Annotated in this window: 12 protein-coding genes; 8 read left to right on the top strand and 4 right to left on the bottom strand. The window is 39.3% G+C overall.

The features are described 5' to 3' along the window. Positions 1-58 precede the first annotated feature (58 nt). From FCJ93_RS22995 to FCJ93_RS22985, 3 genes are all read right to left on the bottom strand, one after another. Positions 59-1,672: an ABC transporter substrate-binding protein gene (locus FCJ93_RS22995; RefSeq protein ID WP_137744788.1), complete on the bottom strand. Its 1,614-nt coding sequence runs from the start codon at positions 1,670-1,672 to the stop codon at positions 59-61. Between the two features lie 64 nt (positions 1,673-1,736). After that, positions 1,737-2,708 carry an ABC transporter ATP-binding protein gene (locus tag FCJ93_RS22990; RefSeq protein ID WP_095314064.1) on the bottom strand — a complete coding sequence of 324 codons (972 nt, stop codon included), beginning with the start codon at positions 2,706-2,708 and terminating at the stop codon, positions 1,737-1,739. Continuing rightward, positions 2,708-3,694, bottom strand: a complete 987-nt coding sequence (locus FCJ93_RS22985; protein ID WP_095314065.1) for an ABC transporter ATP-binding protein — start codon at positions 3,692-3,694, stop codon at positions 2,708-2,710. The genes FCJ93_RS22990 and FCJ93_RS22985 overlap by 1 nt, the downstream gene beginning before the upstream one ends. A gap of 491 nt (positions 3,695-4,185) precedes the next feature. Here FCJ93_RS22985 and FCJ93_RS22980 point away from each other — a divergent pair, with 491 nt between their 5' ends. The 8 genes from FCJ93_RS22980 (at position 4,186) to FCJ93_RS22945 (ending at position 11,759) form a co-directional block, all read left to right on the top strand. Beyond that, on the top strand, positions 4,186-6,297 hold the full coding sequence (locus FCJ93_RS22980) for a BglG family transcription antiterminator (protein WP_137744787.1): 2,112 nt from the start codon (positions 4,186-4,188) through the stop codon (positions 6,295-6,297). Positions 6,298-6,322: 25 nt separating this feature from the next. Beyond that, positions 6,323-6,763 (top strand): PTS sugar transporter subunit IIA, encoded by a 441-nt coding sequence (locus tag FCJ93_RS22975; RefSeq protein WP_095314069.1) that lies wholly within the window; start codon positions 6,323-6,325, stop codon positions 6,761-6,763. After that, positions 6,763-7,029, top strand: coding sequence for a PTS sugar transporter subunit IIB (locus tag FCJ93_RS22970; protein ID WP_095314177.1), 267 nt, complete (start codon positions 6,763-6,765; stop codon positions 7,027-7,029). The genes FCJ93_RS22975 and FCJ93_RS22970 overlap by 1 nt, the downstream gene beginning before the upstream one ends. A gap of 30 nt (positions 7,030-7,059) precedes the next feature. Further along, positions 7,060-8,355: a PTS ascorbate transporter subunit IIC gene (locus FCJ93_RS22965; RefSeq protein ID WP_137744786.1), complete on the top strand. Its 1,296-nt coding sequence runs from the start codon at positions 7,060-7,062 to the stop codon at positions 8,353-8,355. A gap of 201 nt (positions 8,356-8,556) precedes the next feature. Continuing rightward, on the top strand, positions 8,557-9,549 hold the full coding sequence (locus FCJ93_RS22960; protein ID WP_137744785.1) for a phosphotriesterase family protein: 993 nt from the start codon (positions 8,557-8,559) through the stop codon (positions 9,547-9,549). A gap of 16 nt (positions 9,550-9,565) precedes the next feature. After that, positions 9,566-10,294 carry a creatininase family protein gene (locus tag FCJ93_RS22955; protein WP_137744784.1) on the top strand — a complete coding sequence of 243 codons (729 nt, stop codon included), beginning with the start codon at positions 9,566-9,568 and terminating at the stop codon, positions 10,292-10,294. 1 nt (position 10,295) lies between these two features. Continuing rightward, positions 10,296-11,009 carry a KDGP aldolase gene (locus FCJ93_RS22950; protein ID WP_137744783.1) on the top strand — a complete coding sequence of 238 codons (714 nt, stop codon included), beginning with the start codon at positions 10,296-10,298 and terminating at the stop codon, positions 11,007-11,009. Positions 11,010-11,012: 3 nt separating this feature from the next. Then, positions 11,013-11,759, top strand: coding sequence for an SIS domain-containing protein (locus FCJ93_RS22945; protein WP_137744782.1), 747 nt, complete (start codon positions 11,013-11,015; stop codon positions 11,757-11,759). A gap of 94 nt (positions 11,760-11,853) precedes the next feature. On the opposite strand, the gene FCJ93_RS22940 is transcribed toward FCJ93_RS22945, so the two are convergent. Continuing rightward, positions 11,854-13,602 (bottom strand): ABC transporter ATP-binding protein, encoded by a 1,749-nt coding sequence (locus tag FCJ93_RS22940; protein WP_095314083.1) that lies wholly within the window; start codon positions 13,600-13,602, stop codon positions 11,854-11,856. Between the last annotated feature and the right edge of the window lie 174 nt (positions 13,603-13,776).

Below are 13,776 nucleotides of genomic sequence, written 5' to 3'. Positions count from 1 at the left end.
TGTGAAATATCGGAAAAAGAAAAGGGAGCTACCCATATGCACTCCCTTTCCCTCAACCTTAATTTTTGATTTCGACAGATGACAATAGATCGGAACCAGTTGGATGAGCTAAGAAATTAGAAATATTAGCACTTCCAGCTAATAACGGTGTAGAGTGTACTAAAGGAATCCACGGTGCGTCATCCTTGATAATCACTTGTGCTTGTTTATAGAGCTCATCTCGTTCAGCTTGATCAGAGCTAGCTTGTGCCTTTAGTAAGAGCTCATGGACTTCATCGTTTTTGTAATACGAATAGTTGTTTGAGCCAATGGAATCTTCGTCTAACAATACGTATAAGAAGTTATCCGCATCCCCATTATCGCCGGTCCAACCTAGTAAGAATGTGTCCGCCTCACCAGCATTGGCCTTCTCTAAGTAAGTACCCCATTCATAAGTGACAATTTTTGCTTTAACTCCGATTTCCTCAAACATTTTTTGAAGTGCTTCCGCGACTTTTTGTCCTTCAGGCATATATGGTCTCGGAACAGGCATTGCCCAAAGCTCCATTTCAAAGCCATCTGGGTATCCAGCTTCAGCCAATAATTCCTTGGCCTTCTCTGGATCATACTCATAATCCTCTACCTCAGGATTATAACCAGCCACTACAGGAGGCATTGGATTAATGGCAGGATCTGCAGCACCTGCATAGAATGCATCAATGATCTCTTGCTTATTAACAGCATGATTTAACGCTTGACGGACAAGTTTATTATCCAATGGTTTCCTAGTAGAAGTTAAACCTAAGTAACCGATGTTTAACGATGGTCGCTCAAAGACTTGAAGCTCTGGATTGGACTCGATCGTTTCTTTATCACTGAAGTTAACACCGTCAATTAAATCGACTTCTCCTGTCGCTAAGGCGTTTAATCGAGCAGAGTTTTCAGGAATTACGCGGAAAATAACTTCATCCAGCTTAGGAAGCCCTTCTTGCCAATAATCTTCATTTTTCACAATCGTGATGCGATCATTTTCTCTCCACTCTTTAAATTTGAATGGACCTGTACCAACCGGGTTTTTAAAGAAATTATCACCATGCTCCTCAATGGCAGTCGGACTTGCTATTCCAAATGGTGACATGGCTAAGTTTTTGTAGAACGGTGCGATTGGTGTATTTAATTTAAATTCAACTGTATACTCATCTACCGCTGTTACAGAATCGATTTTATCGCCAAATTGTGAATTGTAATAATAAAATTGTTCCTTGTCTCCACCTTTCCAACGCTCGAAGTTATACACTACAGCATCAGCATTGAAGTCTGTTCCATCGTGGAATTTGACGCCTTCACGGAGCTTAAGTGTGTGCGTTAAACCATCTTCACTCGTACTCCACTCTGTTGCAAGTCCTGGATGAATTTCCGTATCTTGCTCTCCAAAATTAATAAGAGTTTCATAGAGGTTAACCGTAACCTTGAAAGCTTCACCTTCTGTTGTTGCTGCTGGGTCAAGAGAAGTAGAATCTCCGCCACGGCCAAATACAAGCTGACCACCAGCTGCCGTTTCTTCTGTACCATTATCATCAGTGCTATCGTCTGGCTCTCCCTCATTGCTAGTTGAACTGCTATTACACCCAACTAACGCCAATGAAAGTAACAACATCAATACTAACGCCCAAATACCTTTACGTTTCTTCATTCTTTTCCCCCTTTGTTTTTTTCGAGATTAGCTCTCCTATTTCTATATCATTTAATGCAGCTTTTCACTTGTTATACAAATGGCACGCTGCATAATGACCTGGTTCAACTTCTACCAATTCTGGTCTAGTTACTTTACAAATTTCCATACAATCGCCGCACCGGGTATGGAAAGCACAGCCTTGAGGTGGATCAGAAGGGCTTGGTAAATCCCCTTTTAGCAGCTCTCTTTCCTGTTTCAAGTCCGGATCCGGAATTGGGATCGATGCTAGTAATGCTTTCGTATAGGGGTGCAAAGGCTTTTCATATAACTTTTCCGATTCAGTTATTTCTACTAATCTGCCTAAATACATAACCCCTACTCTATCACTTATATGCTTGACAACACCGAGGTCATGCGCAATAAATATGTAGGTTAATTGAAATTCTTTTTGCAAATCCTCCAGCAAATTCAGCACTTGCGATTGAATGGACACATCCAATGCTGACACTGGCTCATCAGCAATAATTAATTTAGGCTTCGTCATTAAAGCGCGGGCAATTCCGATGCGCTGTCTTTGCCCACCGCTGAATTGATGGGGATAGCGCTTAGCATGGTAGCTGTTTAAGCCGACGACTTCAAGCATTTCTTTCACTCTTCTTTTGCGCTCATCCTTATCCTTGATCCCGTGGACAATGAGTGGTTCCTCAAGAATTTTTTCAACGGTGTGACGCGGATTTAATGATGCAAATGGATCCTGAAACACCATTTGTATTTCTTTCCTCATTTGCCTCATTTCTTCCGCTTTGAGCTTGGTCAAATCTTTTCCGTCAAATTCTACAGTTCCTGCTGTTGGTTCCAACAAGCGCATCAGTACGCGCCCAGTTGTCGACTTTCCGCACCCTGATTCTCCAACAAGACCAAGGGTTTCGCCCTTATTCACATAAAAACTGACATCATCAACCGCTTTGACATCGCCAATTTTCTTGCCAAAAATACCTCCCGTAAGCGGAAAATATTTCTTCAAGTTATCTACCTTAAGCAATACTTCTGCCATTAAATTTCACCTCCCGAGGCATGCAGGAAACAGCGGACATAATGGCCGTCGCCCTGTTTATATAGTTCAGGATCCTCTGTTAAACAGCGTTCTTGCACTTTGTCACATCGTGCAGCAAAACGGCATCCTGTCGTAATCGTTCCTGGCCTTGGCACATTACCTGGGATTGAATAAAGCCTTTCTTTCTTTTCACGAACATCAGGCACTGACTGCAATAACCCGATCGTATAGGGATGCTTTGGGTTTTTAAAAATCTCGCTCACACTTGCCTCTTCAACTACTTTTCCTGCATACATCACGAGCACTCTTTGACAAACCTCTGCTACCACCCCTAGATCATGGGTAATCATGATAATCGCTGTATCTAATTTTTTGTTTAAATCTTTCATTAAAGATAAAATTTGTGCTTGGATCGTTACATCCAAAGCGGTTGTAGGTTCATCCGCAATCAGCAGCTTTGGATCACAGGATAAAGCCATCGCTATCATTACCCTCTGTCTCATTCCACCTGAAAGCTGATGGGGAAATTCCTTCATAATCTGTTCTGCTCTAGGCAAGCCGACGAGCTTTAACATTTCGACACCAATTTTAACGGCTGCCTTCTTGCTTACCTTTTTATGTAAAATAATCCCTTCAACTAATTGATTTCCAATCGTAAACAAAGGGTTTAAAGACGTCATTGGCTCTTGAAAAATCATTGCAATGTCATTGCCTCTTATTTGCCGCATCCTTTTTTCTGTGGCCGGGACAAGATCCTCACCGTTCAAAAGAATCTCTCCACCTACTATTTTTCCTGGTGGTTGAGGAATGAGCTTCATAATCGATAATGAAGTTACGCTTTTTCCGCATCCCGATTCCCCAACGATTCCGAGAATTTCTCCTTTATTAACCGCAAAACTAATATTATCGACTGCTGGAATTTCACCATCAGACGAAATGAATGATGTTCTCAATTCTTTTACATCTAAAACGGGAGCCTGAGTCACACTTTTACTCCTTTCAAAGTTGCATTTTTAAAATGATTCCCTTCTAAAACAAAGCTCTCATCATGGTGTTTTACTAAAAATGATCTTGCCGGATAAAATTTAAACATTACGTAAATCTTCCTAATATTCTATATTTTATAAAAAAAATAACACTTCGTCTACTATTTAACAGAATTATTTATATATAACGAATTTTCCATTAAATTCTTTCGAAGTATAAACCCAGTAATACCAATAGATAATATAAGTTATATTCTGAAATTATTTTTCAAAAATATAACGCGAAAAGTGGTCATCTATTTGACAAAAACCTTTTTACCTCCTCCACTTCATTTAGTGCTGTTAGACTATTTCGATAAATCAGTACGATTTTGCACAAAAGCAATGGATGGTACTTGGTCTTTTAATATCAGTAAGGAAGATGTACGATCAAATTAAGCAATTGCCCTTGATCTTTCTGCACAATCTTTTAGTGCAAGGAGGAATATGACATGTCATTAGATAAACGCAGTACTGCCATTTTAATGCAACTAATCAATGCTGACTCTTATCTTTCTGCGGAGGAATTAACAGAGAAAATAAATGTTTCACGGCGAACCATCTATTATGATATGGAAAAAATCAATGATTGGCTCGCCAGCCTTGGAATCGATAAGATTGAAAACATTCGTTCTGCTGGCTTTATTTTAACGGACCGTGCAAAAAAATTAGTTCCCAGCAAAATAGAGAAAATGAAAGCTTGGCACTATGAATACTCGCAGGATGAACGCAAGGCGTGGATTGCTCTCTATATCTTAATGGGTGTGAAAAGCTATTTCCTAGAGGATTTAATGGAAAAAAGCAGAGTTAGTAGAACTACTACGATCGAGGATATTAAATCATTAAAGGCAGATATTCGTTCCTTCCATCTTCATCTCGGGTTTGAGCGTAAAAAAGGGTACATCATTGCTGGTGACGAAGCTGAAATTCGCAGAGCGATTGGATATTATTTATCGATTGCGATCCCAATCCAAAATCATCATTCGTTAGTAGCTGCTATTCAACTGCAAGTAAATGACCCTAATAGCTGTGAACAATTTTTACATTTAATAAAACAGGTTTATCAATTTCTCTTTCAAAGTGAAAAAGAATTAAATATTAAGTTTACAGATGATATGCTGTATAGCTTAAGTTTACGCTTGGTGCTATTTAGCATGAGGATTGCGCAAAAGAAATATATAAAAATGGATTTAGTTGAGAAAGATGTTTTAAGAAAAACGAAAGCGTTTTTAGTGACAAAACAAATTTGTAGAAAACTCGAACGTATTTTTGATACCTCCTTTCCTGAGGATGAAAAATTTTATTTTACAACCTACTTATTGGGAGCGCGCGTAAATTATTCTGAGGAAGATAGAAATGACAATATACTTTCAGAAGAATTAACGAATGTTGCTAAAAAGATGACCCATCAATTTCAGATACTCGCATGTACACTATTTGATGATCAGGAAATGCTGGTGAAAAATCTTGTTCTACATTTGAAACCTGCTTTTTATCGAGTCAAATATGGACTCGACGTCGAAAAAAACATCGTCGACTCTGTTAAATCTAAGTTTGAGGAGGTGTACTCGCTTACACAAAAGGTGATCGAGCCCTTCGAAAAGTTAATTGGAAAACCGCTACCGGAAAATGAAATAGCTTACATTTCATTTCATTTCGGCGGCTGTCTACGGAGAGCCGGTACTACGCTGATTTCTAGAAAAAAAGCTCTAGTCGTTTGTGCAAATGGAATTGGAACTTCACAAATATTAAAACAGCAATTAGAAGGCTTATTTTCGACAATCGATATTATCGATTCTGTTTCCGTTAGAGATTATGAAGAAAAAGACTATGACATTGATCTCGTCTTTTCAACAACAGCGATTCAAAAAAATGATACTCCCATATTCGTCGTAAATCCGATTTTATCTGATGCAGAAAAAGAAGGCTTGTTAAAAAAAGTAAACGCCATCTTTAATAGCTCACAAAAACAAAACTTGGCAACAGACAGAATTGTTGATGTGATTGAAAAATATGCAACGATACATCAAAAGGACGAACTAATCAAAGAATTGCGCCAGCATTTAAATCGATCCGAAATTTCTCTAACTGCAGTATATAAGCCAAACTTAATTGATATTTTAAAAGAAGAGCATATTCATACAATGCCAAGCGTACCAGATTGGAAATCGGCTATTAAATTGGCTGCAAACTCACTTATAGAAGGTGAATATATTACGAAAGAATATAGGGACGCAATGATTTCAAATGTTGAAAAACATGGACCTTATATCGTCATTTCACCAAAGGTAGCCATCCCCCATGCAAAACCTGAGGATGGTGTCAAAAAACTTGGCATAAGTCTGTTGAAGCTAGAGGAAGCTGTCTCCTTTTCAAATGATTCTAAACATGATGTCTTCTTAATCATTACATTAGCTCCATTTGATCAAGAATCACATCTCAGGGCATTATCCCAATTAACAGGATTATTTTCTAAGAAAGAAACAGTTAACAGATTAATCAAACTTCACTCAGCACGGGAAATCCATCAATACATTAAAAAATCCTTAATTGAACAGCATTAGCTTAACAAACATGGAGGTGTGATACATGAAATTTTTGGAGGAATCTTTGATTGCATTAGACGTAGAAGCTAATTCACCTGAAGAAGCTATTATTAGCACAGGTACGCTCCTCAAGAATAACAAACTTGTTGAAGAAACATATGTAAATGCAATGGTGCACTCATTTAAAACAAACGGTCCCTACTTTGTTCTTGCACCAAATATTGCTCTTCCTCATGCTCGTCCAGAAGATGGCGTCAACGAGGCATGTGTTTCATTTGTAAGATTAAAGACCCCTGTTAAATTTGGTCATTCTTATAACGACCCAGTAAGGTTGGTTTTCGGCTTAGGTGCTTCATCTAGTATCGAGCATGTAACCGTGCTGCAAAAATTGATGGCGCTTCTATCTGATCAAGAAAATGTAGAAAAACTATTAACTGCTCAAAGCTATGAAGAAATTAAACCACTATTAGGAGGACAAGAATGATGAAAATTTTATGTGTCTGCGGTCTAGGACAAGGAACAAGTTTAATTTTAAGAATTAATGTGGAGAATGTGCTACGTGAGATGGGAATTGAAGCAGATGTAGAAAATACGGATGTTTCCAGCGCTTCTGCAGAGCATCCTGACTATATCATTACAAGCAACGAATTAGCACAATCATTAGAAGGACATTCATCTAAGATCATTATTGTCAATAACTACTTTGATACCAATGAGATAAAAACAGCTCTTGAAGCAAATTTAGCGTAGTAAATTCTAGATAAAAAGGGAGGATTAATAATGGAGGTTATTCAATGGTTAGCATCTAACTTCTTTGGAATACCAGCAATTTTATTAGGTTTTATCGTGTTGCTCGGTTTGATATTACAGAAAAAAAATAGCAGTCAAATTATCAGCGGCACTTTTAAAGCAATGATTGGTTTCTTAATCATTAATGCTGGTGCCGGAGTCATCACAGGTGCCCTCGGTGTGTTTGAACCAATGTGGAGTGAGGTATTTGGAATTGAAGGCGCAGAATTTAGTTCCTTCATGGGACAAGAAGCATTCAATGCAAAATACGGTTCCGCAGTTACATTAGCAATGTTTATCGGATTTGTCATAAACGTGCTTTTGGCAAGATTTACTCGCTTTAAATATATTTACTTGACTGGACATATGATGTTCTGGACAACGATGATTTTTGCCGGCGTTCTCATCGACTCAGCAACAAATATTCCATTCACGGCATTAGTTCTCATATTATCCGTATTTATGGGGATTTATTGGACATTACAGCCAGCGATCGTTCAACCATATATGCGAAAAGTAACTGGAAATGATCAAATTGCTTTAGGTCACACGTCTGCGATTGTTGCTTTACTTGCATCATGGTTTGGGAAATGGTTTGGCAATAAAGAAAATGATTCTGAAAAGATTAAATTGCCTAAAGGATTGGAATTCCTTAGAGATTCCAATGTCATTACGGCCTTAACGATGAGTATTCTATTCGTGGTAGGCGCTGTCATTCTTTCAATGAAAGATACTCCGGCTGCAGATGCATTAATTGCCCAAGCTGGAGAGCAAAATTTCATAATGTATGCCATCATTCAATCCTTTACCTTTGCAGCTGGTATCGCGGTCGTCCTTTTCGGGGTAAAAATGTTTATTGGTGAAATCGTTCCTGCCTTCAATGGTATTGCGACAAAGCTTGTACCAGGAGCAAGACCGGCATTAGACGCACCTGTCGTATTCCCTTATGCTCCAAATGCCGTTATTCTTGGTTTCCTCGGAGCCTTTGCAGGTGGACTTATTTGGCTGATTGTTTTAGGTCAAACAGTAGGCTATGTCTTTGTACCAACAATGATCGTACTTTTCTTCCATGGGGCAACAGCAGGAGTTTTTGGAAACGCAACCGGCGGTGTGCGTGGCGCACTAATGGGCGGTTTCATTACTGCAACGATCGTCGCTTGGGGTCAGTATCTCATGGTAAAAACACTGATCTCTTCCACAATTCCAGATACTGCCATGTGGGCAGCGGATTCAGATATGTTTATCCTAGGACCACTATTCAAATTAATCGGAATGCTCTTTAATTAACAACAAAATGAAAACCGACATCCATCTGTCTTCAGGTTGAATGACAACGTTTGGTTCACCTTGCTAAATCTTGAAAAATGCGGAGTTTCCTATGAAGGGAACAGCACGAGAAAAAGGGAAAGAAAGCAAACGTTTACGATAACCGCCTGAGCCGACATGAAACTATGTCGGTTTTCATTTAGTCAATCAGGAGGAATCGATATGAGCTTTATTCGTACATTAAGAGGAGATATTCAAGCGAAAGAGTTAGGCTTTACTTATTCGCATGAACATATTGTTTGCCGTCCAGCCTATTGGGCTGAAAGAGACGCAAATGATTTACTGTTAGATGATAAAGAGAAATCTAAAAAAGATGTAGCTGATTTTAAGCGTCATGGTGGAAAGGCTATTGTTGATGCTACCGCTGTAGACTATGGTCGAGATGTTCAAGCTGTAAAAGAAATTTCCGACGAGCTTGATCTACACATTGTCGGAACAGCTGGTTTTAACAAAAGCTTTCTTTGGGATGGAAAGATAAAGGACGAGCTCAAGCCCCTTATCGGAAATTACCAAACGTACGCAGAATGGATCGAGAACACAAGCATTAATAAGCTAACTGACTTTGTAATAAGGGAAGTTGAAGAAGGACTCGAAGGTACTCCCTTTAAAGCAGGACAAGTAAAATTCGGAACAGGCTATAACCGCATCACACCGTTAGAGGAGAAAACTTTACGTGCAGTAGCAAGAGCTCATCATGAAACAAAAGCTCCCATCCACTCACATACAGAAGCTGGTACAATGGCATTGGAACAAATTGAACTATTGAAATCAGAAAATGTGAACCTAGAATACTTAAGCATCGGACATATGGACCGCAATCCGGATCCGTACTATCATGAAAAAATTGCCAAAACCGGCGCCTTGTTAAGCTTCGATGGCATTGCGAAAATCAAATACGCACCAGAATCGCTGAGAATTGAATGTATCTTAAATTTAGTAGAAAAAGGCTTTGAAAACCAAATCTTAATATCTGGTGATACAGCCCGCAAAAGCTATTATAAACATTACGATTATGGCTTAGGCCTAGAATATATTATTGCCAAATGGGTTCCAAGATTTATAGATGAGGCGAATCAGAAGGGCTTTAATGGAGAACAATTGATTCATAAATTTTTCGTCGAAAACCCAGCAAGATGCTTTACATTTAAAAAATAGACAGCGAGGTGCAAGCATGCAATTCCAATATGAGAACTCCTTTGAAGTAAAAGAAAAAATCATGAATAAAAAGGTTGCGATTTTGCCAATAGGTGCTGTAGAAGCACATGGTCCCCATTTGCCATTAGGTACTGATAATCTATTAGCAGAACGACTAAGTGCAAAGCTTGCAGAGCGCATCAATGGATTTGTTTTGCCAACCTTACCTTATGGACAAGTTTGGAGTTTAAAAAACTTCCCTGGGAGCATCAATGTTTCGAATGAGTCATTGATTAGTATGTTATACGATATTGGTGAAAGCTTATATCGTCAAGGATTCCAAATTTTCGCGATGGTCAATGGACATCTAGGAAATGCGGTTGCCATGAAAGAAGCTGCGCGCAAGCTTTATGAAAAATATCCAGGCTTAACAGTCCTGTACTTGTTTTATCCGGGAACCGGCAAGATCATCAGTGAAGTGAGAGAAACTCCTGCAAGTCACGGAACATACTTTCATGCTGACGAAATCGAAACATCGTATATGTTATATTTAGCTCCCGAATTCGTGCAGATGGAAAAAGCGTTGAATGATATGCCAACGATTCCGATGAGTGCTGATGTAACACCGACACCATGGGAAGAGTTCACCGAAACAGCTGTCTTAAGTGATGCGACATTAGCTCGAGTGGATAAAGGTGAAAAAATAATTAAAGTTGCCCTTGATAACATGGTCCAACTTATTGAACAGATGAAAGAAGGCCGTTAATATGTTAAAACAAAAACTTTTTGATTTTGTCCTATTCAATTTTTTAGCAAAAGATAAAGCAAATGCCGAGGAAGTCATGGAAGCTGGTAAAGGGTTCGTCGTACCTGGAATCGTAGCATCCGATTTTTCCAACATTGAAGATGGCGCAAGCAAAGTGAAAGAGCTGAAAGAAGTGGTGGACATCGTCTCCATTGGCCTTGGTGGCGGCGGAGACCCCGTGTTCGCAAAACGGGTTCTCGACATTGCCGCCCTCTCCAACCCGGGCCACATTAATCAACCCTTTGAGAATGCTGTATATGCAAAAGGGTTTATAGACGGAAAGGCTGCTTCACCACAACTCATTAATGCATTAGTGAATCCAAGTGGAACCATTGGAACAGTGAAATTACCAACTGGTTCTGAAGTAAAAGTGGAGGAATTCGTGGAAATTGCCCATGCACTTGGAGTGGAATCTATTAAATTTATGCCTCTATCCGGTGAAGTTCATCTAGAGGAGCTTGTTTATTTAACGAAAGTAGCAGCTCAAAAAGGAATTCGTGGCATTGAACCTGCTGGTGGCATTAGCGCAGCAAATATTCGCACCATTATTAATGCTATAAAGAGTATTGAAATAGAATTTTTCATGCCGCATATTTTTGGCTCTACCATCGATAAGGTAACAGGAAAAACAATTCCAACAGAAGTTGCAGAAGTATTACATGCACTGGAGGGGTAACATATGCTATCGAATTATTTTCAAAAAGTCAGCCATTTACTAGAGCACGTTTTAGAAAATGAAAAAGAGCATTTACAATTAGCAGCAGAAAAAGTCGCAAATAGTATCGAAAAAGGCGGCATTATTCAATTGTTTGGCTGCGGCCATTCACATATATTAACCGAAGAGGTTTTCTATCGCGCTGGTGGGTTAGTGCCCATTAAACCAATTTTGTTCGAGCCGCTAATGCTTCATGAAGGGGCTATGCGTTCTTCCCAACTCGAGCGAAAAAATGATTATGCTGAAAACTTTATTAAAGAGCATGAGATCAAGGCAAATGATATTGTTTTTGTTTTATCGACTTCCGGACGAAATCCTGTTCCCGTTGATGTTGCCAACTATGCAAGAGAAAAAGGCGCCTTTGTAATCGGAATTACCTCTCTAGAATATGCTAAAAGCCAACCTTCTCGCCATAAAAGCGGCAAACATCTATTTAACTCGGTTGACTTAGTCATCGATAATCACTCTGCTAAAGGGGATGCCATCTTAGCTTACGAAAAAGTGAAAATTAAGTTTGGCCCGACCTCAACGGTGATCGGTGCAACGATTCTAAACAGTATTTTTGCTGAAGCTATAAAAATCATGGCTGATCGAGGTTTTGAACCACCCATTTTCCTCAGTGGAAACATGGAAGATTCCGATGCTCATAATGAAGCATTAGTAAAAAAATATCAAGAACGAATTCCTTTACTAACTTTAAACGTGGAATAGAGAAGTGAACAAAAAACAAACGAAAGAGAACAAGTGCTTGCGCTTGTTCTCTTTCGTGCATCGTTTTTCAAAGCGATCTTTATCGCTTCTATTTCTAATGCTCTAATTGTTGAATTTGAAAAAGCTTATAATAATGACCTTGTGCTTCCATCAATTGTTCATGACGACCGATTTCGACGATTTCTCCATTTTCAATTAAGACGATGCGATCTGCATGGGTAATTGTTGACAGTCGATGGGCAACGATAAAAGTTGTACGCTCCTTAGCCAACTTCTCCAACGCCTCCTGAATTAAATGCTCGCTTTCTAAATCTAAAGCAGAAGTAGCTTCGTCTAAGACTAATATAGGTGGATTCTTAATAAAGACTCTCGCTATCGCAACCCTTTGTTTTTGCCCGCCTGACAGCTTCACTCCACGTTCGCCTACCTTCGTATCATAGCCTTCAGGCAGATTCATAATAAAGTCGTGGGCATTAGCTGCTTTCGCTGCCTCAATTACTTCTTCGTCCGTGGCATCAGGCTTGCCAATTAAAATATTTGATTTCACCGATTCGCTGAAGAGAATATTATCCTGTAACACCATCCCAATTTTATCGCGCAGCGAACGGACCTCGAACTCGCGAATATCGATGCCATCAAGAAGGATGCGCCCTTCTGTCACATCGTAAAACCTCGGCAGCAAACTAACCAATGAGGACTTGCCTCCGCCGCTCATACCAACGAGGGCAATCGTTTCTCCTTCTTTCACATCAAGGGAGATATTCTTCAGTACTTTCTCTTCATCTTTGTCATAAGCAAAACTCACATTTTCTAATTGAATATGGCCGGAGACCTTATTACAGGGAATCGCATTTGGTTTGTCAGCAATATCATATTTTTCATCGATAAATTCAAAGACCCGATCCATGGAAGCGATCGACTGGGTTAATGTCGTTGATGAGTTTACCAGCCTTCGTAGCGGGTTATAAAGACGATCAATATAAGCAATAAAAGCAGCCATTTCTCCAATCGATAAATGACCTTGAATCACTTGATAACCAGAGTAACCGATCACTAAAAGCGGGGCAATATCTGTAATCGTATTGACTACTGCGAATGCCTTCGCATTCCATTTTGTATGCTCAATCGCTTTACTTAAAAAATTGCTATTTTGTGAATCGAAGCGCTTTTGCTCTTCATCTTCAATAGCAAAGCTTTTTATAACAGGCATTCCCTGTACCCGTTCATGTAAATAGCTTTGAACCTCAGCAAGGGCCTGAGAGCGCCTCCTCGTCAGCTTTCGTAGATTCCCGAAAAAATATTTGATTGAAAATGCATAAAAAGGGAATAAAACAAGCGAAACAAATGTTAATGACACATCCATCGTCAGCATGATGACAACTGCGATCACAATAGTAGCAAGGTCCAGCCATAAATTCATCAAGCCGGTAACGACAAATGTTTTCGTTTGCTCGACGTCATTAATCACACGAGAAATGACTTCCCCCGCCTTCGTGTTGGAATAATACTTAAAACTCAATTTTTGTATATGGGTAAAAAGTTTGTCCCGTATATCGTAAAGGATTTTACTCGCTGTCCACTGGGCAAAGTATTGACGATAATATTCAATCGGCGGCCGCACAACAAGAAAAATAACAATCATAATGCCCATGATTAATATGAGCTTGCTTACCTTTTCATCTCCGCTAAGTCCATCATTACCAACAATATCATCAAGAACATACTTAATCAGCAAAGGAATCAGCAATGGTATGGCAAATTTAATAATCCCAATCACAATCGTTCCCATGATTTGGAATCGATATGGCTTTACGAAACGCATGTACCTCCGTATACTATCCAACCTGTTCCCCCCTAGTTGAAAACAGCCATTAGAAAAATATTCAGATCAATGCTTAACACCAGCTAGACCTGACTTTTCAAAACAGACCTTTCCAATCTTCCTTCTCCTACCTTAATCACAACATAAACACCAAACGTTAGCAACGCTTCTAACTAACAACATTATTCACATATA

Origin of the sequence: Robertmurraya siralis, assembly GCF_005502275.1 — a bacterium.
GTDB classification, from domain to species: domain Bacteria; phylum Bacillota; class Bacilli; order Bacillales; family Cytobacillaceae; genus Robertmurraya; species Robertmurraya siralis.
Note: the sequence above shows the minus strand (reverse complement) of the source record. Positions and strands in the feature narration are given on the sequence as shown.